At 46.3% G+C, this 26,502-nt stretch carries 27 protein-coding genes and 2 pseudogenes; 17 read left to right on the top strand and 12 right to left on the bottom strand.

Annotation, left to right across the window (positions count from 1 at the left end; genetic code table 11):
• Nucleotides 1-7: 7 nt before the first annotated feature.
• Nucleotides 8-1,123, top strand: coding sequence for a mandelate racemase/muconate lactonizing enzyme family protein (locus tag CW370_RS01220; RefSeq protein ID WP_029946681.1), 1,116 nt, complete (start codon nt 8-10; stop codon nt 1,121-1,123).
• A gap of 95 nt (nt 1,124-1,218) precedes the next feature.
• Entirely contained in the window at nt 1,219-1,848 is a 630-nt protein-coding gene (locus tag CW370_RS01215) for a YitT family protein (RefSeq protein WP_024573600.1), read from the top strand.
• 44 nt (nt 1,849-1,892) lie between these two features.
• Here the strand turns inward: CW370_RS01215 and CW370_RS01210 are convergent, their stop codons facing one another.
• Both CW370_RS01210 and CW370_RS01205 read right to left on the bottom strand, forming a co-directional pair.
• On the bottom strand, nt 1,893-2,651 hold the full coding sequence (locus CW370_RS01210; RefSeq protein WP_024573599.1) for a phosphosulfolactate synthase: 759 nt from the start codon (nt 2,649-2,651) through the stop codon (nt 1,893-1,895).
• The gene (locus tag CW370_RS01205; RefSeq protein ID WP_029946680.1) at nt 2,648-3,334 is read right to left on the bottom strand and encodes a 2-phosphosulfolactate phosphatase; all 687 of its coding nucleotides are present in this window, start codon (nt 3,332-3,334) and stop codon (nt 2,648-2,650) included. The genes CW370_RS01210 and CW370_RS01205 overlap by 4 nt, the downstream gene beginning before the upstream one ends.
• A 186-nt stretch (nt 3,335-3,520) precedes the next feature.
• Here CW370_RS01205 and CW370_RS01200 point away from each other — a divergent pair, with 186 nt between their 5' ends.
• The 3 genes from CW370_RS01200 to cysC all read left to right on the top strand — a co-directional run bounded on the left by CW370_RS01200 (nt 3,521) and on the right by cysC (nt 6,109).
• Nucleotides 3,521-4,231, top strand: a complete 711-nt coding sequence (locus CW370_RS01200) for a phosphoadenylyl-sulfate reductase (RefSeq protein ID WP_015252390.1) — start codon at nt 3,521-3,523, stop codon at nt 4,229-4,231.
• 112 nt (nt 4,232-4,343) lie between these two features.
• Nucleotides 4,344-5,513, top strand: coding sequence for a sulfate adenylyltransferase (gene sat / locus CW370_RS01195; protein WP_029946679.1), 1,170 nt, complete (start codon nt 4,344-4,346; stop codon nt 5,511-5,513).
• A complete protein-coding gene (gene cysC / locus CW370_RS01190; RefSeq protein ID WP_024573334.1) occupies nt 5,510-6,109 on the top strand; it encodes an adenylyl-sulfate kinase in 600 nt (199 codons plus the stop codon). Before sat ends, cysC begins: the two co-directional genes overlap by 4 nt.
• A gap of 27 nt (nt 6,110-6,136) precedes the next feature.
• Here cysC and CW370_RS01185 read toward each other — a convergent pair whose 3' ends face one another.
• Nucleotides 6,137-6,943, bottom strand: a complete 807-nt coding sequence (locus CW370_RS01185) for an alpha/beta fold hydrolase (RefSeq protein WP_024573335.1) — start codon at nt 6,941-6,943, stop codon at nt 6,137-6,139.
• A 205-nt stretch (nt 6,944-7,148) separates the two neighbouring features.
• On the opposite strand from CW370_RS01185, the gene CW370_RS01180 reads away from it, so the two are divergent.
• Entirely contained in the window at nt 7,149-7,787 is a 639-nt protein-coding gene (locus CW370_RS01180; RefSeq protein WP_101169456.1) for a pentapeptide repeat-containing protein, read from the top strand.
• Between the two features lie 7 nt (nt 7,788-7,794).
• Here the strand turns inward: CW370_RS01180 and CW370_RS01175 are convergent, their stop codons facing one another.
• Complete coding sequence (locus tag CW370_RS01175; protein WP_101169455.1) at nt 7,795-9,249, bottom strand: aminotransferase-like domain-containing protein; 1,455 nt, start codon at nt 9,247-9,249, stop codon at nt 7,795-7,797.
• 66 nt (nt 9,250-9,315) lie between these two features.
• Between CW370_RS01175 and CW370_RS01170 the strand changes: the two are divergent.
• A pseudogene (locus tag CW370_RS01170) lies at nt 9,316-9,977 on the top strand (LysE family transporter).
• 49 nt (nt 9,978-10,026) lie between these two features.
• On the top strand, nt 10,027-10,536 hold the full coding sequence (locus CW370_RS01165) for a DinB family protein (RefSeq protein ID WP_101169453.1): 510 nt from the start codon (nt 10,027-10,029) through the stop codon (nt 10,534-10,536).
• A 50-nt stretch (nt 10,537-10,586) separates the two neighbouring features.
• Here the strand turns inward: CW370_RS01165 and iolX are convergent, their stop codons facing one another.
• The 3 genes from iolX to CW370_RS01150 form a co-directional block, all read right to left on the bottom strand.
• Entirely contained in the window at nt 10,587-11,615 is a 1,029-nt protein-coding gene (iolX, locus tag CW370_RS01160; RefSeq protein ID WP_101169452.1) for a scyllo-inositol 2-dehydrogenase, read from the bottom strand.
• A gap of 208 nt (nt 11,616-11,823) precedes the next feature.
• Complete coding sequence (gene degA / locus CW370_RS01155) at nt 11,824-12,837, bottom strand: transcriptional regulator DegA (protein ID WP_101169451.1); 1,014 nt, start codon at nt 12,835-12,837, stop codon at nt 11,824-11,826.
• Between the two features lie 17 nt (nt 12,838-12,854).
• Complete coding sequence (locus tag CW370_RS01150) at nt 12,855-13,718, bottom strand: AraC family transcriptional regulator (RefSeq protein ID WP_003245539.1); 864 nt, start codon at nt 13,716-13,718, stop codon at nt 12,855-12,857.
• Between the two features lie 123 nt (nt 13,719-13,841).
• On the opposite strand from CW370_RS01150, the gene CW370_RS01145 reads away from it, so the two are divergent.
• A complete protein-coding gene (locus tag CW370_RS01145) occupies nt 13,842-15,209 on the top strand; it encodes an MATE family efflux transporter (protein ID WP_101169450.1) in 1,368 nt (455 codons plus the stop codon).
• Nucleotides 15,210-15,236: 27 nt separating this feature from the next.
• Here the strand turns inward: CW370_RS01145 and CW370_RS01140 are convergent.
• Nucleotides 15,237-16,066: pseudogene (locus CW370_RS01140) on the bottom strand (phytoene/squalene synthase family protein).
• Nucleotides 16,067-16,147: 81 nt separating this feature from the next.
• Nucleotides 16,148-17,992 carry an asparagine synthase (glutamine-hydrolyzing) gene (gene asnB, locus CW370_RS01135; RefSeq protein ID WP_101169448.1) on the bottom strand — a complete coding sequence of 615 codons (1,845 nt, stop codon included), beginning with the start codon at nt 17,990-17,992 and terminating at the stop codon, nt 16,148-16,150.
• Between the two features lie 145 nt (nt 17,993-18,137).
• Between asnB and CW370_RS01130 the strand changes: the two genes are divergently transcribed.
• The gene (locus CW370_RS01130) at nt 18,138-18,719 is read left to right on the top strand and encodes a DUF2777 domain-containing protein (RefSeq protein ID WP_101169575.1); all 582 of its coding nucleotides are present in this window, start codon (nt 18,138-18,140) and stop codon (nt 18,717-18,719) included.
• A 30-nt stretch (nt 18,720-18,749) separates the two neighbouring features.
• On the opposite strand, the gene wprA is transcribed toward CW370_RS01130, so the two are convergent.
• The 3 genes from wprA to CW370_RS01115 form a co-directional block, all read right to left on the bottom strand.
• Nucleotides 18,750-21,434 (bottom strand): cell wall-associated protease WprA, encoded by a 2,685-nt coding sequence (gene wprA / locus CW370_RS01125; protein WP_101169447.1) that lies wholly within the window; start codon nt 21,432-21,434, stop codon nt 18,750-18,752.
• Nucleotides 21,435-21,601: 167 nt separating this feature from the next.
• The gene (locus tag CW370_RS01120) at nt 21,602-21,958 is read right to left on the bottom strand and encodes a YisL family protein (protein WP_024573535.1); all 357 of its coding nucleotides are present in this window, start codon (nt 21,956-21,958) and stop codon (nt 21,602-21,604) included.
• Nucleotides 21,959-22,073: 115 nt separating this feature from the next.
• Entirely contained in the window at nt 22,074-22,979 is a 906-nt protein-coding gene (locus tag CW370_RS01115) for a fumarylacetoacetate hydrolase family protein (RefSeq protein ID WP_003245441.1), read from the bottom strand.
• A gap of 154 nt (nt 22,980-23,133) precedes the next feature.
• On the opposite strand from CW370_RS01115, the gene CW370_RS01110 reads away from it, so the two are divergent.
• From CW370_RS01110 to CW370_RS01080, 7 genes are all read left to right on the top strand, one after another.
• Complete coding sequence (locus CW370_RS01110; RefSeq protein ID WP_024573536.1) at nt 23,134-24,057, top strand: CotH kinase family protein; 924 nt, start codon at nt 23,134-23,136, stop codon at nt 24,055-24,057.
• A 145-nt stretch (nt 24,058-24,202) separates the two neighbouring features.
• Entirely contained in the window at nt 24,203-24,373 is a 171-nt protein-coding gene (gene yisI / locus CW370_RS01105; RefSeq protein WP_003233086.1) for an aspartyl-phosphate phosphatase YisI, read from the top strand.
• A gap of 422 nt (nt 24,374-24,795) precedes the next feature.
• Nucleotides 24,796-25,017 (top strand): spore germination protein, encoded by a 222-nt coding sequence (locus tag CW370_RS01100; protein WP_003233088.1) that lies wholly within the window; start codon nt 24,796-24,798, stop codon nt 25,015-25,017.
• Between the two features lie 14 nt (nt 25,018-25,031).
• Nucleotides 25,032-25,265, top strand: coding sequence for a spore germination protein GerPB (gene gerPB / locus CW370_RS01095; RefSeq protein ID WP_003233090.1), 234 nt, complete (start codon nt 25,032-25,034; stop codon nt 25,263-25,265).
• A 22-nt stretch (nt 25,266-25,287) separates the two neighbouring features.
• Nucleotides 25,288-25,905: a spore germination protein GerPC gene (locus CW370_RS01090; RefSeq protein WP_014476381.1), complete on the top strand. Its 618-nt coding sequence runs from the start codon at nt 25,288-25,290 to the stop codon at nt 25,903-25,905.
• Nucleotides 25,902-26,078, top strand: coding sequence for a spore germination protein GerPD (gene gerPD / locus CW370_RS01085; protein WP_014476380.1), 177 nt, complete (start codon nt 25,902-25,904; stop codon nt 26,076-26,078). Before CW370_RS01090 ends, gerPD begins: the two co-directional genes overlap by 4 nt.
• Nucleotides 26,078-26,479: a spore germination protein GerPE gene (locus CW370_RS01080; RefSeq protein WP_032679918.1), complete on the top strand. Its 402-nt coding sequence runs from the start codon at nt 26,078-26,080 to the stop codon at nt 26,477-26,479. The genes gerPD and CW370_RS01080 overlap by 1 nt, the downstream gene beginning before the upstream one ends.
• The last annotated feature ends 23 nt before the right edge of the window (nt 26,480-26,502 follow it).

Raw genomic sequence — 26,502 nt, 5'->3', positions numbered from 1 at the left:
ACCCAGTGTGAAAATTGTACGGATTGAAACCTTTCCGCTATTTCACCGATTAGAAAAGCCATATGGAGATGCCAATGGGTTTAAACGATATCGGACTTGTTATCTCATCAGGATTATCACCGAAAGCGGGATAGACGGCTGGGGAGAATGCGTTGATTGGCTCCCTGCTCTCCATGTCGGTTTTACGAAGCGGATCATCCCGTTTCTATTAGGAAAACAGGCTGGCAGCCGCCTGTCATTAGTGCGCACGATTCAAAAATGGCACCAGCGGGCGGCCTCCGCTGTAAGCATGGCGCTGACAGAGATTGCAGCCAAAGCTGCGGATTGTTCGGTATGCGAATTATGGGGCGGGCGATACAGAGAGGAGATTCCTGTGTACGCGTCTTTTCAATCGTACTCAGACTCCCCGCAATGGATCAGCCGCTCAGTCTCCAATGTTGAAGCCCAGTTGAAAAAAGGGTTTGAGCAAATCAAAGTCAAAATTGGCGGGACTTCATTCAAGGAGGATGTCCGGCACATCAATGCGCTGCAGCATACAGCAGGCAGCTCCATTACGATGATTCTGGACGCAAACCAAAGCTACGATGCCGCTGCGGCTTTTAAATGGGAGCGCTATTTCTCCGAATGGACGAACATTGGCTGGCTTGAGGAGCCTTTGCCCTTTGATCAGCCGCAGGATTACGCTATGCTTCGAAGCCGTTTGTCTGTTCCTGTTGCCGGCGGAGAAAACATGAAAGGCCCGGCGCAATATGCGCCTCTTCTTTCACAGCGCTGTTTGGATATCATTCAGCCCGATGTCATGCATGTCAACGGAATTGATGAGTTTCGGGACTGCCTCCAGCTCGCGCGTTATTTTGGCGTCAGAGCATCCGCCCATGCATATGACGGATCGCTCTCACGGCTCTATGCTTTATTTGCACAAGCCTGTCTGCCCCCATGGTCTAAAATGAAGAACGATCACATTGAACCGATCGAGTGGGACGTCATGGAGAATCCTTTTACAGATCTCGTCAGCCTGCAGCCTTCAAAAGGAATGGTCCATATCCCGAAAGGAAAAGGCATTGGAACAGAGATCAATAAGGAGATCGTCAATCGCTACAAGTGGGATGGCTCAGCATATTAAGCTGGGCCATTTCTTTATTTTGAGACATAAATCATGGACAGCCTCATAAAATGAAAACAGCGGACAAGTCTTTTCATAAAGGAGCAAATGACTTAATGGCTGAACTGCTGATGAAAACAAAACTTACGTTTATGATTGTCGTAGGCGGCGTACTACAGGGACTCGGCATGTCCTTGTTTTTATTTCCGCATGATATTCCGACAGGCGGTGCAGCAGGTATTGCGGTGCTATTGCATTATCTGTTTCAAATCCCCCACGGATTTTCAGTGTGGGCTGTGAATGTATCAATGCTTTTTACCGCTTTAAAATGGCTGGAGATGAGAACATTCACCGGCACCCTCGCTTCTATCACCGTCACCTCTGTCTCGGTATTGATCTTTGATGCGGTTTTTCCGGATATCACATCTAATCTGTGGCTTGATCTGGCAAGCGGCGCAGTGTTATTGGGACTCGGCATCGGACTTTTATACAAATATAAAATTTCGAACGGAGGATTCGGAGCCCTTGCTCTGATGATTTCTATCTACCGCGGCGGGAATCCTGGTACGATCCTGCTCATCATGAATTGCATCATTTTTATGGTCACCGCGTCTATTATTGACTGGGGCATTGTCATTCAAGCCCTGATATGCCAAGTGATATCGACAAGAGTCATCGACTTCATCTACAACATCCGTCTGACCTCACTTCCCTATCTCACGCCTATGTACCGCCATAAAAAATAATAGGCAGAGGCTCTCTTCACGACGAGAGCCCCGCAGCCGCTGTTTTACAGAAAAAAGGTATCGGATCTTAGCCCTAAACGCAGCGTCTCCAAAGCGATGGCATCATGAAATGGAATATTGGCCAGATTCACATTCGGCCCGATTTTTTGAATAAACCCTTGCTGAAGCGTTTTGTTAGGCGCTTCAAAAATCAGCCTGTTGATATCAATATCCGAGGAAATGATGTCGTCAACAATTTGAAACCTGACATCGCCGCTGCTGGAACAGATCCCTCCCGTTCCGCTTTCTCTGGCTTCTGTAATCACTTTTTCCGCGCCCGCTTCCATATCCTCAACGATATATTCAAGCCATTCCTCAGAGCTTTGCCGGCTTGCTAATTCCGCATCCTTGCTGCCCACCTCACTGAGGACAAGAAATTCATCAGAAAAATCGGCAATGTAAGCCGCTTTCTCTTTATTTGTCATCGGGAGCGTACCGTTTGAAATCTCAATATATTCACAGCCGAAATAGGTGCAGTACCGATGAAATTCATTCACTTTTTTCTGGCTTACGTACTTTTCGAACAGTGTGCCGCCAAAGAAAAATGTAATGTCATGTTCTTTCAGTGTGCTGATTTTTTCTTCAAGATCTTTCGTAAGTAATGATGTGCCCCAGCCGAATTTCACAAAATCAATATAGTCGGACGCTCCGGCTATGACATCTTTGAAAAATTGCAAGGGATAGCCGTTATCAATTAAAATGGACTGCCCGGTTTGTCTCGGCTTGTTTGTTCTCACTGGCAATTCTAGTGAAAAATCATTCATATTATGACCCTCTCTATCGTTGGAACTTCTCCATCTTGTTTCACTTTCATCACAAAATCGCCCGTCAGTTCTTTTGTACAGTAAACGATGTCTTCCGAATCAAACAATGGCTGGCGGCTGTCAAAAAACTTCTCCGCAACAGAAGAGCGTTTTATTCTTTGAATCGCCTCCGCAGCCGTTACCGCATTTGTCCCTTCAATGATGCCTTTGATATACTCCGCACACGCCATATCGTCATCACCGGATGGATGGGAAGCCACAATGTTTATGACACAATCGTTTGCGGCGAGCTTTTTCACATGCTGTGCCGTTGTTTTGGCATTGGAAAATCCAGTTACGAACAGATGCTTTGCGTTCAGCGCCCCCAATGCTGCTGTGACGCCGTTTGTTGTTTTCTGGATCAGGCTTTTATCCGCCATATTCTGCACAGCCATGCGCTTTGGAGAATTATCTAAATCAAATCCGCTGATACCGACCCCCTTTTCCTCTCCCGTCAATACATAATCCGGATAGGTGTCTTTCAGCGCAAAGGCTTCATCAGCTGTCCGGACCAACAAAATCTCTTTCGCCCCGCCGATAAACGCATAATGGGCGACCGTAAATGCTCTGATGACATCAATGACGATGTTAATATCAGCCGGGGCAAGCGAATGATGATGCCCCTGATAAATGGCAATCGGCATACTACCTCTCCTTGGGCATAAAACCATTTTGCTAAAAAGCATATTCAGCCGGGCTCTTAATGGTTCCGCACCTCATTTTAGGCGGGCGCAGCCCCTAAAAACCCTGAACCTTTATGCAAAAAATGAATAGTCTGCCTATAACTCGATCAATAGATAAAAAAAGCAGATGCAAACGGGGGGAAAACATTGAACGAAACCATCACATATGACACATGGAACGACATGCTGTCCAAACGGATAACGGATCAATTGATCGATGAGCTCGATGTGTTGAAATGGGCTTACCGAACGTACGGAGAAAAGATTGTGTACGCCTGCAGCTTTGGCGCAGAAGGAATGGTGCTTCTCGACTTAATATCAAAAATCAACAAAAATGCACACATCATCTTTTTGGATACCGGGCTTCATTTTCAGGAAACATATGAGCTGATCGAGACCGTCAAAGAACGATATCCGGGATTTGCAATCCAGATGCTCGAACCCGAGCTGAGCTTAACAGAACAGGGGACGAAGTACGGCGGAGAGCTGTGGAAGCATAACCCGAACCTCTGCTGCCAATTGCGGAAAATCGAACCGCTCAAAAAGCACCTGTCCGGCATGACAGCTTGGATTTCAGGACTGCGCCGGGAGCAGTCGCCAACGAGAAAGCATATTCAATACGTAAACCTGGACCAGAAGTTTGAGCTCATCAAAATTTGCCCGCTCATCCACTGGACATGGGATGACGTTTGGACGTACATCCGCCTGCACAATTTGCCTTATAACAAACTGCACGATCAACATTACCCGAGCATAGGCTGTGAAATGTGTACATTGCCTTCCCCGGACCCGAACGATGAGAGGGCTGGAAGATGGGCCGGACGGGAGAAAACAGAATGCGGCCTGCATCAAGAATAGCGGACGGCAGGTTCTGGCTATGAGAGTCGAAATGATGTTGAGGCGCTGATGTCAAACTTTCATTAACTGCAGCAAAGAAAACAAGGAAACGTATAAATGGAGGTTGAACACATTGAATGGAAACGAACCCCACGGAGGGGTATTAATCAACCGCTGTGATCACGCATGCCATTTTGAAGGGTGCGCGTGCCAAGCTGAGCTGGATCAGCTTGCACTGAGCGACCTGGAGCTTATTGCGATCGGCGGCTACAGCCCGTTAACAGGTTTTTTGGGAGAAAAAGATTATCATCGTGTTGTGAAGGAAATGAGGCTGGCAAACGGCTTGCCGTGGAGCCTGCCGATTACGCTGCCTGTCGGAGAAAAAACAGCAAAACAGCTGTCTGCCGGAGATCACGTCAAGCTTGTGAAAGACGGTGTTACCTACGGCATGATCACAGTCACCGATATATACCAGCCTGATAAAACACAAGAAGCACTGTCTGTTTTTAAAACAAACGATCCTGCCCACCCAGGCGTAAAAAAATTGCTGGCGCGCCCGGATTACTATATCGGAGGGCCTATCACGGTCAGCCGCCTGCCTGACAAATCTTTCGAACAGTTTTATGCAACGCCCGCAGAAACAAGAGCGGCCTTTCAAAAGCTCGGCTGGAAAACGATTGTCGGCTTTCAAACCAGGAACCCTGTTCACAGAGCGCATGAATACATTCAAAAAACAGCGTTAGAAACGGTCGACGGTCTGCTGCTTCACCCGCTTGTCGGAGAAACAAAGTCAGACGATATCCCAAGCGATATCAGAATGGAGAGCTACCAGGCTTTGCTTAATCACTATTATCCAAAGGATCGTGTCATGTTATCGGTTTTCCCTGCCGCCATGCGTTATGCAGGTCCGCGGGAAGCGATTTTCCATGCGCTCGTCCGAAAAAATTACGGCTGCACCCATTTTATTGTAGGCCGTGATCACGCGGGTGTCGGCAGCTACTATGGAACATACGACGCCCAAAATATTTTTCAATCATTCACAGAGGAAGAGCTGGGCATCAAGCCGCTGTTTTTTGAGCACAGCTTTTATTGCCGAAAATGCGGAAACATGGGCACCTCCAAAACATGTCCGCACAGCCCGAGAGACCACATCCACTTATCAGGCACAAAAGTGAGAGAGCTTCTCCGCCAAGGCAAAAAGCCGCCTAAAGAATTCAGCCGGCCTGAGGTCGCAGCCGTGCTGATCAAGGGACTTCACCAACAGCCTGTTGCCATCAAGCAAAACAGCGGGGAATTGCAATGACACACAATCCGAACATCATTTGGCATCCCGCTGCCATCTCGAAGTCTGACAGACAGTCCTTAAACGGACACAAAAGCTGCGTCCTCTGGTTTACAGGTTTGTCCGGCTCCGGAAAATCGGTGCTGGCCAATGCAGTCGATGAAAAGCTTTACCGCAAGGGCATTCAGAGCTACGTGCTTGACGGTGATAATATCCGCCACGGCTTAAACAAAGATCTTGGATTTCAGACTGGTGACAGGATTGAAAACATCCGCCGGATCGGAGAAGTGGCGAAGCTGTTTGTCGACAGCGGGCAAATGATTTTAACGGCTTTTATTTCTCCATTCAGAGAGGATCGGGACATGGTTAGAGCGCTCTTTCCTAAAGGTGAGTTCTTCGAAATTTATGTGAAGTGCCCACTGCATGTTTGTGAACAGCGCGATCCAAAAGGGCTTTATAAAAAAGCGCGAAACGGAAAGATCAAACATTTCACCGGGATCGATTCTCCGTATGAAGCGCCGCTTTCACCCGATTTCATCATTGAGTCAGACCAGATCTCTATTTCCGATGGAGCTGATCTCATCATTAACGCACTGCAAAACAGAGGAATTATATAAAAAACCCGATCAATGTCGGGTTTTTTCTTATGAGTTGGAGAACTGCGTAATTAAACTGTTGATCTTCTCTTTTTCCTCATAAAATGCTCCGTGCCCGCTGTTTGCAAACGGAACCAATTCCGACTGTTTGATGCCGCGCTTCAATTCTTTCGCAAAATCAAACGGCGCAATTCTATCCTTTCTCCCGTGCAGGATCAGCGTCGGCACCTTGATTGCAGCAAGTTCCTTTCTGAGATCTTCGTCTCTTAATGCGATGCCCGAGTGGATCGTCCCGTAGGAGGAAGCCTCCAGCATCAGATTGAGAAACCACTGCCTAAGCTCTGGAGACACTTTTTTCTCAAAAAACTGTTCCCCTAAATCAGCCAGTGTTTTGGGCCGATCAGCTTTGAACAATTCAATCATATCGTCAATATCCTGCTTCCTCATCCCATACGGATAACCCGGGCGTTTTGTAAACGCGGGGGCCGCTGCAGACAGTAAAATCAGCTTATCAACATCGGCTCCTTCATGCCTTGCCATATAACGGATTGCAATTGCGCCGCCCATTGAAAAACCGGCAAGAATCGCATTCTCAAGCTGCAGCGTATAAATGACTGCTTTCACATCATCGGCCATCGTGTCATAATCGTAGCCTTCCCAAGGGCGGTCAGATTGCCCATATCCCCGCAAATCAACGCCGATAAAACGAAATCCCCTTTTCGGAAGCTCATTCATTTGATATTCAAACATCTTATGATTCAACGGCCACCCGTGCAAAAAGATGATCGGCCTTCCATGTCCGATATCCTCTACAAACAGTGTCACATGCTCCTCGGTTTTGACGTAATGCCCCATTCCGCATTCCTCCTGTTCCCTTTGGCTTTTTCGGCCTGTAAACGCCTTGACGTATAGGAAGCTTTCCATTTATGCTTACAAAACAAGCGGGCTGCTGTACCAAGAAAAGGCTCTTCACGATTTACTATATGTATCAATTTCCTTAACGATCTATTAAATTGAACCCGGAAGCCTCTGTTTTTCGGGCAGCAAAGGATGTCATCACATGAATAAAATCGCAATTCAAAAACCGAACATACCGGAAAACCTGCAAACTGCAGATTTTCATGATGCCGTGACGCAGGATGATGTAATCAGCATGCATTTGTTTGAAGATTGTACAATCTGCGGCGAAGATATCGAAAGACTCTGTGTGGAAAAAACGGTATTCAGAAATGTCGTCTTTATCGATGTGTCTTTTCGGCATATTGAACTGACCGATGTGATCTTTGAAAAATGTGATTTATCAAACGCCGATTTCAGCGGGGCTGTCATTCACAGAACTTCAGTTAAGCAGTCAAAAATGGTTGGAATGAATGTGGCGGAAGCAACGCTGCGGAATGTTTCATTCGAGGAATGCCACGGACATTTCAGCTCATTTTCGTACTCAAATATGAAACAAGTTCGATTTGATCACTGTGCTCTTATGCAAAGTGAATGCAGCAATACGGTGCTCCAGCAGACACACTTTGACAGGTGCGAATTGGAAGGCGCCAGCTTTACCGGCACGTCCCTTCAAAATATGGACATCAGCACGTGCCGTTTTGAACAGCTTCATGTCTCCCTCGACAAATTGAAAGGCTGCAAAATCGCACCTGAGCACGCGATTGCCTTCGCCAGGGCACTGGGAGCTGTCATCACATAACCAAAGCCTAGGACATCATCAGGCGGCGTGCTGTTTCAGCTGCCGCTTTAATGCCAGTTTCCAAATCTCCAAGAGATGCATAGGAATATGACAGCCTGATGCTGTTTCGGTCTTCACCGTCATAAATGTAGCCGGGATTCACAAGCACCTGCCGTTTCAGCAATCCATAAAAGAAACGGCTGACAGGCAGGTTTTTGTGAAATGTCACCCAAATATAAAAGCCGCCTGCGGGAATCCGCCACGTGGCAATGTCCCCGGCATACCGCTCGAGAAAATGAACGGCGGCGTCTCTCCTTTCTTTAAGCTTCCTGCGTACCCAAGTCAGATGCTCTTCATAATATCCCTGTGACAGCCACTCGGCAGCCGCCCACTGGGACAGGCCGCTTGATCCGTAGTCTGTCTGCATTTTAATGTCCGCCAGCCTTTCAATAACCGGCTCCGGACCGGCAAGCCAGCCGATTCTCAGACCGGGGCTAACCGTTTTTGAAAACGTGCCCAGATACAGAATATTGCCCTCATGATCCATTGCTTTCAACGGCTGCGGCGGTTTTTCTTCAAACCATAAATCACCGTACGCATCATCCTCAATGATGGGCAGCTGCTCTTTTCTTGACAGGCTGATGATCTCTTTCCTTCGCTGCTCTGACATGACTGTGCCTGTCGGATTATGAAACGACGGAATCGTGTAAAGCAGCTGTCCTCCATATTGTTTTCGATAAGAAGAAACAAGCCCCGCTTTGACCCCTTCACCATCCATCGGCAAGCCGCGAAGCCGCATCCCCGCTGATTGAAATACATGCAAGGATTGAAGGTAGGACGGCTTCTCCGTCAAAATGACAGAATCTCGTTTTAAAAGTCCAATTGAGATGAGCTGAAGTGCCTGAAGTGCACCGGACACAATTAAAATTGCAGACGGTGACACATGGATCTTCTTTCCTTTTAAATGGTCGGCCACTGCCCCCCGCAGCTGACGATTTCCTTTCGGCTGCTCATATCCTAAAGACAGGGCGCCCGGATTGATTTGCTGAAACATCCGGCTCATTGTGTCAGCAGGCACAAGATCCGGTGAAAGTTCTCCTGTTCCTAATCTGATGATATCCGCTCTTGGTTCGTTCTGATTAATAGCTTGGATGATGGAAGAATTGGGGCGATGAATGCCCGAACGGACGTAATTGCTCCAATCAAGCGGAGACTCAGCCGCCAGCACGCTCCAAGTACTGTTTACAACCTTCGTACCGCCGCCTCTTCTTCCCTCTAACAAGCCTTGAGACGTGAGTTCATCTATGGCTGCTGTGACTGTGCTGCGGTTGACTTGAAACATGTCGGCCAGCGTTCTCTGTGAGGGGATTTTCGTCCCTACAGCCCACTCTCCGTGAAGAATCTTGTCTTTCATATATTGTTCGATCTGCCGATGCAGCGGAACATCCGACTTTCGGCTTGGCTGCCATTGAGACAAGGTCATGCCTCCCTTTTTTACACATTATACATTTGGCTGGTTTCTAACCCAACCAAATGGCTGGAGACTTTAGTGACAATCTCTCTTATGATTAAAAAAAATGTGAAGGGAGCTTTTTCAGCATGAATGCAATCATTCACGGAATTGTGCTCGCGTTTGGCTTAATTTTGCCGCTGGGAGTGCAGAATGTGTTTATTTTTCAGCAAGGCGCGTGGCAAAAGCATATTTGGCGGGCTCTCCCAGCTGTCATCAGTGCTTCAGTCTGCGATACCCTGTTAATCATATTAGCCGTTGCGGGCGTATCTGTCATTGTGCAGGAGCTGCCTGTGTTTGAGACAGTCATGATAGCCGGCGGATTTTTATTTTTGCTCTATATGGGCTGGGTGACTTGGAACAGCCGTCCGAACACAAGCCAAAATGAGAAACATACGTTCACACCAAAAAAGCAAGTTGCGTTTGCGGCCGCTGTTTCTCTTTTAAACCCGCATGCCATTCTGGACACGATCGGCGTCATCGGCACGAGCTCTCTTCAATATTCGGGGCTTGAGAAATGGCTCTTTATGGCCGCCTGCATCGCTGTGTCTTGGATTTGGTTTATCAGCCTTGCAATAGCGGGCCGGTTGTTTCAGACGATAGATACGAGCGGCAGGCTTATGCTGATCGTAAACAAATGCTCTGCAGCGGTAATGTGGGCAGCGGCAGGATATTTTGGGGTGTCACTCTTTTGCAATTGAAGGAGAAACAAATGAAAAAAACGAATTTCTTAGAAAAGGAGGCATGCTGATGACTGATGCAAAACAGTTTTATGACTATCATTCTTGGGCAAACAAGAAAATATTTACCCATATCGAAAACCTGCCGGAGGAAACTGCCTATCAAGAAGTAAAGAGCGTATTTCCTTCTGTCAGCGACGTGCTGCTTCATATGTGCAGGGCTGACTACATTTGGCTGAATGTTCTTTCTGGAGTGGCCTACCAAGAGATTATAGACAGCGCAGGCAAATTAGAGTCCGCGCAAGGTAATATGGCAGCGATTAAACAGCACGCTGCCGAGCTGGAGTTACAGTATCATGATTTCTTCAGCCGCCAGACGGACTTAGAACAGACCTTCACAATGCAGCATCCGAAACTAGGTACACTGGAATCAACCTATGCAGACACCATCCTGCATGTCGTCAATCACGGGACTTACCATAGAGGGAACGTAACCGCCATGCTGAGACAGCTGGGCCATTCAGGCATACCTACTGATTATATGTACTATTTATATGAGAAAAGAGAAAGCAAGGGCTAAAATGTCCTTGCTTTTTTTTGCGGAAAGCCTCAAATGCAACATATTAGCTTTTACATACCTGGATAAGCGCGCTTCACATCTAGCTGTACCGGCCTGCCGCTTCGAAAGGAATTGGTTGCGGCGATGCCCACTTCTAAATTGATCGTCGCATCAATATCAGTCACAATCGGTGTTTTTCCATTCCGGACACACTCGGCGAAATGCTGAAGCTCCAAGCAATAGGCTTCATGAAAACGAGTTTGAAAGTCTGGAATGATATCAAAACTGCTCCCTTTAGCCGATAGGATGGTCACATGTTGATGTCTCAATGTCCCTATGAAAATACTGCCCTCTGTCCCGATAACCTCCGCCCGGATGTCATGTCCGTATGGAGAGGTTCTGCTTGCCTCGACGTCCCCCGCTGCGCCGGAGTCAAATTCAATATACGTCAGCGCCTGATCCACATCGCCATACTGCTCCATAAACGGATTGTTCAGAATCCTGCCGTGTCCTGAAACAGAAGTGATTTCCGCCCCTAGCAAATAACGGGCAATATCATAATCATGGATGGAACAGTCGATAAAAATTCCACCGCTGTGTTTGATAAATTCTGCGGGAGGCGCGCCTTGGTCGCGCGTAAAGCCTTTATAATAGATAGGTTTGCCGATTTCTCCAGCGTCGATCCGCCGTTTGGCATCTGCGTATGCGGGATCGAATCGTCTCATAAAGCCGACTTGGCAGATGACACCTGTCTCTTTCACTTTTTCAGAAACTGCTCTTGATTCCTCAAGGCTTAATGTCAGCGGTTTTTCAACGAAGATCTGTTTTCCGTTCTCGGCTGCTTTGATGATCATATCACCATGTGTGCTTGTCGGCGTTACGATAATGACAGCATCAATGCCGGGATCTTCTAACACTTCATACGGGTCCTCTGACCATTTTTCGATACCGAATTCTCTGGCAACCTGCTCTGCTCTCCCTTTTAACGGATCACCGACACTAACCAGCTTTGCCCCCGGCACACTGGTGACGAGATTTTTCGCATGATAATAACCGAGCCTTCCTAATCCCAATACTGCACATCTTACTTGATGTTCCACGTCCCATCCTCTCCTTTATCTCATTTCAGGGTCGCTTTAAGAAAGCGCTTTCTATTAACAGTTAAAAAAAATAGCGGTTCTATCCGCTTTACCATTTTGCGCAAGCGCTTTCTCAAAAGATGGTTTCATTTTACACTGCCTTTGGTTTACACGCAATATGTTTTTTGGCTTCAACTGTCATAATGAAAAAACCCGCTCATTAGCGGGCTCATGTGTTGAGCGGTGATGTAGAATGTCTGACTACAAGTTCAGGCGGGAGCACTATTTTTTGTTTCGCCTTTCGTTTTCCCTCTATTGCTTCTGCCAGCAGTTCGATGACGCTCCGCCCCATCTCTTTTATCGGCTGGGCTACGGTTGTCAGGGGCGGAGCCGCCATTTCTGCGAGTATCGTATTATCAAAACCAATGATAGAAAGATCATCCGGCACTTTTATGCCTCTTATTCTCGCAGCTTGTATGGCGGCACAGGCCAATACGTCGTTGAAGGCAAAAATAGCAGTCGGAGCGTTCCTGTCGAGCAATTTTCCCGCTTCTTCCTTGCCGCTTTCCAAGGAAAACCGCGTCTGGATGATAAGTGATTCATCAATGGGCACGCCCGCTTCCTCCATCGCCTGACGGAAGCCTTTGATTCTATTTTTTTCGCCTGTCGTTGACCCGTCTCCGATAATGCAGGCGATGTTCGTGTGGCCGAGTGACAGAAGATGCTTGGCAGCCACATATCCGCCACGAACGTCATCTATCACAACAATATCCATCGGAAGAAGCGGCTTATCCTGAGAAATCATGGCAATCGGAATTTGTTCACTGGCGATTTCCCCCAAAGCAGACATACTGTCATGGCTTTCAATCCCTGTTGCAAAAATAATGCCATCCACCTTTTTCTGCTTCAGCACAGAAAAATACTTTGTTTCTTTTTTCGGATCGTAATCTGTGCTGCAAATCAAGATTTGAAAACCAAGTTCATCCCCTCTTTCCTCAATGCTTTTAGCCAGTTCGCCGTAAAACGGATTTGAAATATCAGGCGCCACGAGAGCGATCATATTCGTTCGTTTTCCCGTTAACGCCGCGGCGTGGACATTGGGCGTGTATGCCATTTCATTCATGACATTCATGACCTTCTGCCGTGTTTTGCCGCTGATTCTCCCCGTATTGTTAATCACACGCGACACAGTTGTGATCGAGACACCCGCCGCCTTTGCCACATCGTAAATTGTTGTTTTCATGTTCATCCCTCGTCTGGTTATTGAACTTTCCGGCTGACAATTTTCCGGTATTCAATTGGTGAAATGCCCTCTATCTGCTTAAAGAGTTTTGAAAAGTATGTCGGATCTTCCATTCCGACCGTTTCCGCAATAACGCCCATTTTATCATTTGTAGAGGATAAAAGACGCTTCGCTTCCGTCATTCTCACCCGGTTCGTGTATTGTGCCGGAGTTACGCCGAGCACCTGCTGCATGCAGCGGCTCACATAATCCTGATGATAGTGAAGGGCGAGCGACAGATCCTTGATTGTCGTCTTTTCCTTATAGTGCTCCTGTAAGTACCGGGCCGCCTCCCAGGCAACCCGCTCTTTCGCAGACGGTATTTGGAACGCTTCTTTTTGAAGATGCAGCATCAGTTCCTCAAATAAGATTTGCTTTCTGAGCGGCAAATCAGAGTTTTCCGCGGAGTAATCGATCAGCTTTTCAAACTGCTGCGCCATAAACTGCGGGCGCTGCACCTTGCCTTTTCTCGGCAAGGCCAATCCGTAGCGGGCCGGCTCTTCGAAGCTCCCTTTTTCCTGCTGAAGCTCAGACCAGTTGCTGCCTCCCTTTGCCGTAAATTCATATCGATGTTCATCGAAGTGAAGCCAATAGTAGGAGGTTGCTTCATCACTGCCCTTCGTCCCGTAGTGTTCAAGACCGGGAGAAAGCAAGATGTACTCGCCGCCTTCAACAGAAAACGATGTTTCATTTTCCGTTATATATAACGTTCCCTGTTTGACATATATCAGATCAAACACGGAGAATACACGTTTCACATGGGTTTCTCCTTTCTTAAAAACCCCTTCCCCAGCTGCGATAAATACCGGAAAAGGCGGGACTGTAAACAGGATGCGAGGCATTTGAATCATCCTCCTTTTTAAGTCGGATTTTTACAAGAAGTATCGTTTCTATCCCTTTTTATTATAAGGAAATGGAGGTACACTTTAAAACGTTGATTTTATTTACGAAAGGGGTTAGACACTATGAAACAAGCTGTCTTCAAATCAACTGCTTTGAAAAAACCCGCTGACAAAACGTTCTCATTATTTTCGCTTACTTGGCCGATCTTCATTGAGGTCTCATTATATATGTTTATGGGTAATGCCGATACACTGATGCTCAGCCAATACTCGGATAACAGCGTGGCAGCAGTCGGCGTCAGCAACCAGATTTTAAATTTAATTATCGTGATGTTCAGCTTTATCGCAACAGGAACGACCGTTATCATTTCGCAATTTCTAGGCTCACGGCAAAAGAAAGAAGCCATGGAAGTCGCTTATGTGTCAATCGGCGCCAACTTCTTCATCAGCCTGGCCATCAGCGCCGTCGTCTTTTTCGCGGCTGTCCCTCTGCTTCATATGATGGGATTATCAAACGCACTGATGCCTGATGCGAAAGTCTTTTTACAAGTTGTCGGAGGTCTGTCCTTTATTCAGGCTTTAATCATGACATTCAGCGCGATCTTAAAAAGCTACGGCTACACAAAAGATACAATGTTTGTCACTATCGGCATGAACATTTTAAACATTGCCGGAAACTTTGTTGTGATTTTTGGTTTGTTCGGCTTTCCTGTTCTCGGCGTTGCCGGTGTGGCCATGTCCACATCTATCGCCCGCGTCATCGGATTAATCGCGATGATTGTGATTGTCAACAAACGCATTCAGCTGAAGATGTCGCTGAAAAAAGTCTTTCATATGCATAAAGAACATTTGCGCAAGCTGCTGAAAATCGGCATTCCTTCTGCGGGAGAGCAGCTTTCATACAACCTTTCGCAAATGATTGTCACGTCTTTTATCGCCATCATGGGCGCACAGGCGTTGACAACAAAAGTGTATACGCAAAATATTACGATGTTTATTTTGCTGTTCGGCACTGCGATCAGCCAGGGTACACAAATCTTAATCGGCCGTTATATCGGCGGCAAACAATTTGATGCCGCTTATGAGCGCTGCATGAAGAGCTTATATTGGGCACTCGGAATTGCTGCGGCTACCTCTGTTTTGATGACGATCTTTTCAAAAGACCTGATCGGACTCTTCACACAAAGCCCTGACATTATAGCAACTGCAAGCCTATTGATTGCCATGACCATTATCCTTGAACCAGGCCGCTCGTTTAATGTCATTATCATTAACTCTCTGCGGGCCGCGGGGGATGCGAAATTCCCGGTTTACATGGCAATGATTTCAATGTGGGGCATCGGCCTCCCGCTTGCTTATCTTTTTGGCATCCACCTCGGTTTCGGTCTTGCCGGCATTTGGATTTCTTTTATCGCGGATGAATGGGTCCGGGGAATCTTAATGTACAGAAGATGGCGCTCACGTATCTGGATTCAAAAAGGTATGGCGTAACACCCGGCTCAATCAAGGCCGGGTTTTTTAGATATCAGAGAGAATCTGCTTCACTTCGGTCTCTGTGAGAGCGAAGTGATGTTGAAATACATCGTGCTGCTCCGCCCGGATTTTTTCTAAAACAGCCCGGTACATATGAAGAGCGGCTTTCACCGTTTTTTGAGAATACTGCGGAAATAGCGGCAAGGCATCCTGACACTCTTCAAGGTAGGCTTCTGCTTCAAAAGCGATATACTCCCACGTCATTGTGAACGCCTTATTCACGACGCCTTTTTGAAGGTCGTCCTCTGTATATCCAAATTGCTGCATCACTTCCCGAGGGATACGGCTTTTTTGCTGTTGGCCAGTGCCGATATCTCTCAGAATCCGAATCAGCTGAATCGCTAAACCGAGAGAACCGGCTGCATGTGTCAGCTGTTTCTGATGCCGGCGCGCCATAATCGGGAGAAGCATCAATCCGGCTGCCCCGCCTGTCTGGTATGCGTGCATGAGCAATTCATCAAGGTTTCCAAACGGTTTATCTTCCGCTTTCTGTGCGGCAATGAACTCACGGAATGGCTCGCTGTCCAGTGTAAATGTCTGGTAGGCATGGCCGAAAGCCTTCCACAAAAAATGATTCCCGTTATACGTACCGGAAAAAACATCTTCCGCCTCAGCTTTAATGGCAGATAACGCCTTCTCATCCGCATTGGCTGCCGTATGGCAAAACGCCATAACCGCCCTAGCTGCCTGCCTTTGCTTCAGCGGAAGAAACGAAAATGCTTTGTAACAGGCTGGTTCGCGGGCGCTGACGATCTGGCCGCATTGCTGATAGGCTTCTATTATCTCTTTCATTTCTTTTCACTCCTATGTATCACTGCTTCTTCAAGTCTATTATGTTTTCTCGCAATTGTATATGAAGAAAAAGCCGATTCCTTTGAGCAGAATCGGCTTTTTCTTTATCCTTCATCAATATCAATGCGATACGCTTCAAACCATGTATGAATTTGAGCAAGATGGGCGATCAGCTGAGGCCCCTTCATGAGCTGCCCGAACCACGGCACCTTGAAGGAGGAGCCTTCCGTTTCTAAAAGCTGATCTAATTGTTTTCTGTCCAGCAAGGTATGGAGCACGGAGTCCTTTTGGCTTCTGATCGTTTTCAGCCATTCGCTGACGCCTTTTGTATATTCCGGATGGTGTGTTTTCGGATACGGGCTTTTTTTGCGATACAGAATGTCATCAGGCAAAATGCCCTCAAGCGCTTTGCGTAAAATGCCTTTTTCCCGATTATCATGCATTTTCATTTCCCACGGAATATTCCAAACATATTCCACAAGCCGGTGATCGGCGAACGGCACCCGCACTTCCAGGCTCGCCCCCATGCTCATGCGATCCTTCCGATCCAAAAGGTTCGTCATAAACCAAAGCATATTTAAATAGAACAGCTGTCTTCTTGCTTTATCCACACCCATTTCACCATCTAATAATGGCGTTTCTGCCAAGGTTTCTTCATATTTGGCATTTACGTATTCTTTCAGATTCAATTTTTTCTGCCATGAGTCAGAAAGCAGCTTGATCCGCTCCTCCGTTGATCTCATCCATGGAAAGCCAGACTCAACATCTGCCGTATGGAACCACGGGTACCCGCCGAAAATCTCATCCGCGCACTCTCCCGATAGGCTGACGACAAAGTCCTTTTTGATTTCCCGGCAAAACCACAGCAGGGATGAGTCGACATCCGCCATTCCCGGCAAGTCTTTGACCAGTACAGCTTCCTCCAAATGATCAACGAGATCTTTTTGGCTGATGACGCATTTGTGGTGCGTTGTGCCGAAAGCCTCTGTCATTTTTTCAATCCATGGTCCGTCATCATTCGGCTGAAAAGCGCTTGCTTGAAAAAATTTATCGTTCTCTTCGTAATCAATCGAATAAGTATGAAGCGGTGCTTTTCCTTCCTTTTCAAAATGGCCCGCCGCAATCGCTGTAATTGCGCTTGAGTCCAGACCGCCTGATAGGAATGTGCAAACCGGCACATCCGACACAAGCTGCCGCGTCACCGCGTCCTGAAATAACGATCTGACATTGGCAACCGTGTCATCAAAACTGTCCGTATGTTTTTCGCTTTCAACATTCCAATAACGCCAAATATTAAGTCCGTCTTTGGAAAATGTCAGCGCGTGAGCCGGGCGGATTTCTTTTATGCCTTTAAATATGCCAGTGCCCGGGGTTCTGGACGGTCCAAGACCGAAAATTTCAGAAAGTCCCGTTCTGTCCACTCGCGCTTTTATATCAGGGTGCGCGAGGATTGCTTTGATTTCCGACCCGAAGAGAAATGAAGAGCCTTCCTTCGTGTAAAAAAACGGCTTTACGCCGAGACGGTCTCTCGCGGCAAACAGCAGATTACGCTTTTCATCCCACACAGCGAAAGCGAATATGCCATTGAGATGGTCGACACAGTCTTCCTGCCATTCGATGTAGCTGTGCAGAAGCACCTCGGTATCTGACGTACGCTCGAATTGATGGCCCCGCGCCCGCAATTCTTTGCGCAAATCTTCCGTGTTATAAAGCTCGCCATTGTAAATAATGGTGTACGTATCCCCTTTATAGGTACACGCCATCGGCTGGCGTCCTCCTTCAATATCAACAACCGCAAGTCTTTTATGTCCGAATAAAACATGGTGCTCCCCCCAAACGTTTGAATCATCAGGCCCTCGTTTGGAAAGAGTGTCTGTCATTCTGTCCATCGTTTGTTTTTCCTGGACGAGCTGCTTTTTAAAATCGACCCAACCCGTAATTCCACACATGTGACATCAGCTCCAATCCCGTTTCTTTCGTAACAATTTCGTTTCTTTCAGCACCTTAGTAAGTTTATGCATCTATAGGCAGATAGTTGATTTGTCCATAAAAGAGTTGTATGGGACAGGCTTGAATTGGAAAGAAAAGAGAGGAATGAAGAAAAAGGAGACAGCATGGATGAAACGGAAACAATTGATATATACAGGGGAACGAAAATGGGAATACGGCACCATCCTCATCGAAGACGGCATCTGTTTAATCGAAAACGGAGAAGGTGATATACTGCTGGCGGACAGTCTCCAACACAGCCCAATCTGGATCCATCATAAAGGAAAGTGGGAGCAAGCCGGCTTTCAGGACAAGTTGGTTTTGGCATGCGGTGCAGAAAACATCTCCCTTTCCGGCGGAGAACGCATCCGCTATGAGAAATCAGTCAAGCGGCCGCTCATGGCGCTTTTGGATTCTCTTGACGACGAAACCTTTATCGCGTTTCTGCAGCACTTGCACAGCTTCGGCTTATCGGTATTCGATTGCGTCTTTTCTTATAATAAAGGAGTCTTTTCGAATACTTCGGCGGGGCAGGGTGTGTCCTTTTATCACTTTTCAAATGACACCGCACAATGCGCGATGCAGCATCACTACAGCAGCGAAGGGACAGGAGACCGTTTTGAATGGACGGCTTCAAACGGAAAGCGATCCATTATGTATTCAGCAGTCCAACGGGGGCGCAAATAAAAAAGCGGTGCATCGAGCACCGCTTTTTGGTTACTTTTCAACAACAACTTTTGCTTCCTTGCTTTCTTTTTTATCTGTATCCGCAGCCGTGACGTACAGCACCGTTCCGGCTTTTTGTTTTTTGATTTTCACCGAAAACGTTCCTTTTGCGTCAGCTTTGGCAGAAGCAATGACCTTCTTTGATTTGTTTTTCACTCTGATCATCGCTTTGCTGTTTGCCTTCCCTTTTACTGCCGTATCCTTCGTTTTCACCGCGTTTACTTTCGGTGTGCCGGAAGGTTTTCCTTTGACGACGACAACTTTATACGATGTTTTCGCATCGCCTTTTGTTGCTTTCACATACAGTACTTGATCCTGTTTTTGAGTCGCGATATTAACCTTGAACGCATTGTCTTTTCCGGCTTTGGCGCTGCCGAGTTTCTTTTTGCCGTTCATCACCTCGATAAGTGTGCCTTCCTTCGCGTTCCCTCTGACAGCTGTTTGAGTGCTTTCCAGCTTGTTGACCTTAAGCTGTAAATCAGCTGCGCTGACAGCCTTCATGACATTCAGCCGCCCGTAGCCTGAATGCCAGTCTACACCAGGTGTCTTCGGAATTTCAATCGGATCGCCATAATCGTCATACAACTCTTCTTCTCCGCCATCGACACTTTCAAAGGAAATATCATCTGCCGTCTTTTTCAACATATCCTCAACTTCTGTTCTTTTCAGCTTAGGATTTTGAGCAAACAGCAATCCTGCAGCAGCGGCAGCATACGGCGTCGCCATAGACGTTCCGCTCATGTACGTGACATTTCCGTTCGGCACTAAGCTCGGGATATCAGACCCTGGAGCAGAGATGTCCAGACCTTTTCCATAGTTAGAGAAATCAGCGGTCATATCCATGCGGTTCGTTGCGCCGACTGACATCACATATTTAGAAGATGCAGGATAAGATAAGGTATTTTCTCCATCATTCCCGCTGGCTGCGGCAATCAACACATTTTTGTCAGCCGCGTACTTCAAAGCAAATTCAAGCACGCGGCTGTAGCCTCCGCCTAAACTTAAATTAATCACCTTTGCTCCTTTGTCAGCAGCATATTTGATGCCGAGAGCAATTTGTTCAGTATCTCCGGAACCTGCGGAATCAAGCACTTTTACAGGGATGATTTTTGCTTTGGCATTCAATCCGGTCATTGAATAGCCGTTATCGCTTTGGGCCGCAATAATGCCTGCGACATGCGTCCCATGCCCCTGATCATCCATTGCATTGTTATTTCGTCCGACAAAATTGTGTCCGAGATCTGTTCTTACTTTTCCTTTTAAATCAGCAAGCGTGCTGTCTACGCCTGTGTCTACTACTGCAATGAGTGTATCGTTAAGCTTGCGTTTGGACAGCAATGTGTTGGCAGGCTCATATTTCACATCCGCGTTTTTGACACCGCCGTTTTCACCGTTGTTTTTAAGCGGCCATTGATAAGGGTACTGAATATCGTTTGCCAGGCTTTTGTATTCCTGCACGGGTTCCGCAAACTCTACATTGGACATCTTGGATAGTGTCGCAGCAGCGCTTTTGACCCTTTTGGCGCTTGCCGTATATGCGCCGTTCTGTTTCTCATCTTTCGGAAGTTCAAATGAATACAGATTGTCAAACAGTTTCTTTGCCTTTTTCACATTAGATATGTCTTTTTTCGATTGCGCGCTTGCAGAAAAGCCCTTCATTTCATTATGTACGGATGAGAGGCTTTTATTGTCCTTCACCTTGAAAATAACCTTTGTTGTCTGAACTTCACTTTTTGCTGCAATATTGTTTTCTGTTAAAATGGCTCCGGCTGTTTTGCCTTGCAGCTGCTTCATATTTAGTCGGTCCGCTTGTTTCTTTATCTCCTCTTTAAGGAATGACGGGACTGATTGTAAAGCTTTATCATATAGCCGGTTGATCGCTTTTTGATCCTTTTCAGTGATCTTATACGAAGATGATGCTCCGTTTTCTGACACATCGTCAAATAACGGCTTTAATGTCACAAGATCCTGATAGATTTCATTTCTTGCTGTTTTATTGAGTGCGAGCTTTGCAACGATAAACGGTGCTGCTTTGTAATAAAGGCTTGTCAGTTCTTTGCCTTCTGCTGTTTGGCTCAGCTGCTCATCACGAATCGCTCTCAACTTATCTAGGATGCCTTTTCCTGATTTCTTCTGATCGACACTCATTTCAACCGGACAAGCTTCTTCCTCTTCTAAATCTGACGGCTGTTTTTTGGTGCCTTTATACCCAATCGTATACTTGGCTTCTGCAGCTGCTTCTGCCGTTCCGCCGTCCTCTGGCTCTTCTTCTCCGAGGTATTCAACTTTTACATAGTAAGGGCCGCTCCACGCGTATGGAAAAATGACTTCGCTTTTTCCATCCTCCGCTGTGAAAGAACGGTACATCTCAAACGTTTCATCTTTAAGCGCTTTTTCCTTACTTGGATATACAGATACATTCAGTACTGAATCACTCTTTACGGTCAGTGCCATATGTGAGTGTTTCTGAATATCCGTTGCTCCCGGGGTCACTTTGTACCATTTCACCTGTTCCGGCTCCTTCATGGCGCCTGTCTGCTCTTTGCCGTTTTCCAGAGCAGCCGCCTGATCGATCGCGCCGGCCGCTGCAGCTTTGGTTCCCGGAGAAAAAAGGCTGAAAATCAGTGCAAAAATAAGCACTGCCGCCACAAACGAGCTGAATTTTCTGCATTTCATGTTATCCCTCCTGCAAAATAATGAATCTCCTTGAAGGTATCATAATTTCATAGGACGAGATACCGCTTACAGGGAATTTTAAGGTTATTTTAAATGATTTGGAATATAAGGGGATAAATATAAAAAAACCCAACTCTATCAAAGAGCCGGGTTCATAGGTTTTTCTATTAAAACAATTGAAAACCGATTGGCAAATGCAGACCGAGCAGCACTGTCAGCAAAAGGACAACGACGAAGCCGATCCACAGGCCTCCTGTTGATTTTTCTTTTTTCTTGCGGATGAGGAGCATTTCCATCAGGCCGATGGTGATAATGCCCAGAATCATTTTGCCGGCGTATTCTCCGTTCCAGTTGGCGAAACGGACAAACAGCTCAGCTCCTGTCAAAATAATAAGGATATAGAATAACCGCAGAATCATATGAGTGATTTTTGCGCCCTTTGCACTTCCTGACGAATACAGCGAGTAGCTGACGAAAAGCAGAATCAGCGCTACCACCCATGTCGTAATATGTAGGTGTGTCATATATGTTCCCCCTATCAGATAAATTACCCCACTTATAGTACCATGAACTTGTCCTCTGCCACAAAGATGATTATCAGAAAAAACGGGCGGGTCCGGGACCGCCCTCCAGTTTTATTCAGCCAATTTGGTTTGACAGCGTTCCGATCGGGTCAATTGTAATATCAATTTTGTCACCTGACCGCAAGAATTTTGGAGGCGTAAACCCCTTACCGACACCAGACGGGGTACCGGTGGCAATGATGTCGCCCGCTTCAAGCGTCATCCCCTTTGAGAGGGTTTCAATTAATTCCGGAATGGAAAAGATCATATCGCTTGCTGAACCGGATTGGCGCAGCTCGCCGTTGACTCTTGTTTCAACCTTGAGGCGCTCTGGCTCCTGAATCGATGATTTATGTACAAGCACGGGCCCCATCGGACATGTCGTATCCAAGCTTTTTCCAATAAAAAACTGCTTATGCCTTTTTTGCAGATCACGCGCCGTGATATCATTCACAATCGTATATCCGAAAACATGGTCATATGCATCTTCTTTTGAAATGCGGGTCCCGCTTTTTCCGATCACGACAGCAAGTTCTCCCTCATAATCAAGCTGAGAGGTAACCTCTTCATGGCTCTTTACGATATCACCATGCCCCGTAACCGTTACCGGCGATTTTGTAAATACCATCGGATGCTCCGGAATATCAGCCTCGCTCCCCATTTCAATCGCGTGATCCCGGTAGTTTTTGCCGATGCAGATGATATTTTTTGATGGCTTCGGAATGGGTGCATGGAGCTTCACCTCAGATAATGAATACATAAATGATCCCAGCTCATCATTCGGTTTCTTTGCCCACTCGGCCAGCTGCCTTGCATGCGCAACGAATTTATCCCCTTCTGCGATACATTCAATCAGCGATCCCGGAATCGTCTCAAGTTCAAACAGTTTTTTTTCAGCCTTTTGCAAATCCATAATTTTCTCATCATCAATGATCAGGCCGACAAACATTCGGTTGTAAAGTTCCCCTGTCGCAAATTTCATGTTATTCCTCCATCATCTTTTAAATCAGAATGCTCCTTCATGTATTCTCTGTCGAATGCTGAAATCCCTTTTTCTCATTTCCGTTTTCATTTCGTTTCAGGACGGGCTTGCTCTACATATCATACAAATGTCGTTTTGAGAAGGAGGAAAGAATATGGAGCGCGTGCATTTATTTTTTCATCGGGAGCAGCTGAAAAGTAAAGGTACTGCCAAGGGGCTTTTCGTAACAGATCGATCTGTTTCTCCCATTCTTCTCACACAGCGTGACAGAGCGGAAAAGGCATCCTATGAAATCAGCTGGGAAAAGTCTCTGCTTGGTGAAAGGACACTTTTTTTGAATGCAGAACAGGATGATCAGTCCCTGATGCGGCGCAGACTCGCCTATTGTTTTTTTGACCAGATCGGCGTACCTGCTCCCGCTGCCTCGTACAGCTTTCTGACCATCAATGGCCAGCCTGAAGGCATTTATTTGAATATCAAGAACCATCAGCCAGCCAGTAAAACGAGTTACGGAGTGAAGACGGCCGATCCAAGGGTTCCGTTGTCCCTTTTTAACAATGATTCCTCGGCATTCTTACATGAATTTTTCAAACTGATCCGCACAGCCGGAGATGACGAATTGGCTGAAAGGATTAAATTGTATCTGGATGTCAAGCTGTTTTTTTTGTGGCTGATCGGCAACGCCTGCACCAATCAAGGCTTTTACTACACATTTTGTTTAAACGAATCCGGCCGGCTTTACGTTTCCCCGATAGAGACAAGATCGCTTGCCGTACAAGAATGGTATGACGAAGACCCGCTTCTGACAAAAGGAAAGACGCTTTCGTCAAGGCTTCTATCCATTCCCGCCTTCCGGTCGCAATATCACACATTAATGAAAAACGTGCTGAAGCGGTCGTTTACTATTGAACGATTATCTCCTCTCATCAACGAATGGCACCTTGACATTTGTCAAAGTGCTGCTGATGATCCTTTTATCAAAAAAAGCCCCTTTCAGATCGAAAAGGAGCAGACAAACATACTTAGAGAAATTGAGGAACGGCAGGACTTTTTGCAAGCACACTTAGCAAGACTTTAGTCCTTTCTCCATTAAAAAAGGCCGCAGCAAAAATTGTCGCTTTTTTAGTCAAATTGACGAAAGGCAACCTTTTGAGCCAAAATAGGTTATACTAACGATATCCTGTATTTATATCAAAATAAAATCTAGAATTGGAGATAGCGTAATGAACAGTAAAATTGAAGAAATGAGGATCACACTAATTGAAACCGCACAAAAATATGGCATGAATTCAAAAGAAACGATTCAATGCAGCCAAGAGCTGGATATCCTGCTGAATACCCGGATTAAAGAAGAAATGATTTTTGGGAGATATCTTGAAAACTCCCGTATGTAAATCATTTTCTATAACAATTAGAATACACCACATGTAACTCCGCTTTTTGCTCAGCACTTCTGGGATATACCTCAGGGCGAGAATGTGCCCGCCCAAAAATCGAATACCGCAGCACGACATACTCCAAAAAGCATTCTACACGCAAAAACACCAAAGAAATAAACAAAAATCACCATAGGCGGATAGCGGCATCCTTCGCCGCATTTCCGCTCAATTTATAACCAACATCCTCTTTTGCCATGTTTAAACATAACGGCCCGAAAAAATAAAACGCTTTCATAAAGAGCCGATATGTCCCCTTTAAATTTCTCTCACACATATGTGCGTTTGTCATAAGCTATCGTGAATAGCCCAATTGAAATCAGAATTGTCGTTTCACTTTACCTGTCTTTTTTTAATTTTTCAACAAAGGATGTGCTCGTATGCCGGCCATTGTCGGAGCGTTTAAAATTAATGCGATTGGTACGAGCGGAGTCGTTCACATCGGGGACTGCATTACGATTTCTCCTCAGGCTCAGGTCAGAACGTTTGCCGGTGCTGGCAGCTTTAATACCGGCGACAGCCTCAAGGTGATGAATTATCAAAACGCGACGAATGTGTATGACAATGATGCGGTTGATCAGCCGATCGTGGCCAATGCGTAAAAGGAGTGAGGCTCATGAACTTCTATATTAATCAAACCATTCAAATCAACTATCTCCGGCTGGAATCAATCAGCAACTCCTCCATTCTGCAAATCGGGAGCGCCGGATCAATCAAGTCACTGTCAAATTTGTATAATACAGGGAGTTATGTAGAACCGGCACCAGAAGTTTCTGGCTCAGGGCAACCGCTCCAGCTGCAGGAGCCCGACACAGGTTCATTGGTCCCGCTCCAGCCTCCTGGCCGTTAATCATATGAAAGAGGTGAAGAACATGTATGATCAATCTGTTTCCTCTTACCTGCAAAACTTGAATTCCTTCGTTCAGCAGCAGGCAATTCACATTCAGCAGCTCGAACGTCAGCTGAAAGAGATTCAAACTGAAATGAATACGATGAAACAGCGGCCGGCCACTACCATTGAGCGTGTGGAGTATAAATTTGATCAGCTGAAAATCGAAAGGCTCGACGGGACTTTGAATATCGGCTTAAATCCGACTGACCCGAACAGCGTCCAAAACTTTGAAGTCAGCCAGTCGACACCGCAAATCGGGATGATGCAGCAGGAAGAGAGCGCTCAGCTCATGCAGCAGATCCGCCAGAATGTCGACATGTACTTAACTGAGGAAATCCCAGATATTTTGGAACAGCTTGAAAACCAATATGACAGCAGACTTGACGATACAAACAGACATCATGTTATTGAAGACATCAGAAAACAAATGGACAGCCGGATTCACTATTATATGTCCCATATCAAAAAAGAAGAAAATACACCGCCTGCACAATATGCAGAACATATCGCTGAGCATGTGAAGCGTGATGTCATCCGCGCTGTAGAACACTTTCTGGAGCATATTCCATCAGAAATGAAAGGAGATGAGCAAGCATGATCTTTACAGTCATCAACCGCAGCTTGGAAGTCGGGGACATCCGGATGAACGGTGTGTCCAGTTCCTCCGTTTTCCACATCGGAGACACTGAATCCATCTACCTGTCTTCTATTTTTGATACACCGCCTGAATCTCTTATCATCGGGCCGTTTGCTCCGATTGCGCCAGAATAATGCTTAAACGCATATCACGCATCAGACTAGTTAAGTTTAATTCCCTCGGGATCGCAAGTGTGTTTCAAGTTGGCGACACAAATGAAATCGATATGAGTGTAAAAGTATTTGCTGTTCAGCGTTCTCGGTCCACGTTTTACAATAATGAAGGCTCATTTAACAAAAAGGAGTACCAAATCTTTCAGCAGCAGGCAGTGAAGCCGATTCGCGAAACAGGTGTACAAAGCGCATTTTGCCACGAGGTGCCGGCTATTTATGTTCGCAGCATCAAAATTCAAGGGGTTTCCGCCTCTTCTGTTTTACATGCTGGTTCAGCTTCGCTTATCCGCGGTGATGCGAGAATCAAACATATCAGACAGATTCAGTCTCCGCGCTCACAATCGCCCGCCAAGAACATATAATAAACAGAGACTTCGATAAAGGG

The sequence above is a fragment of the Bacillus sp. SN32 genome, from assembly GCF_002837495.1.
Lineage (GTDB): Bacteria > Bacillota > Bacilli > Bacillales > Bacillaceae > Bacillus > Bacillus subtilis.
This window is presented reverse-complemented; position numbering and strand designations above follow the sequence as displayed.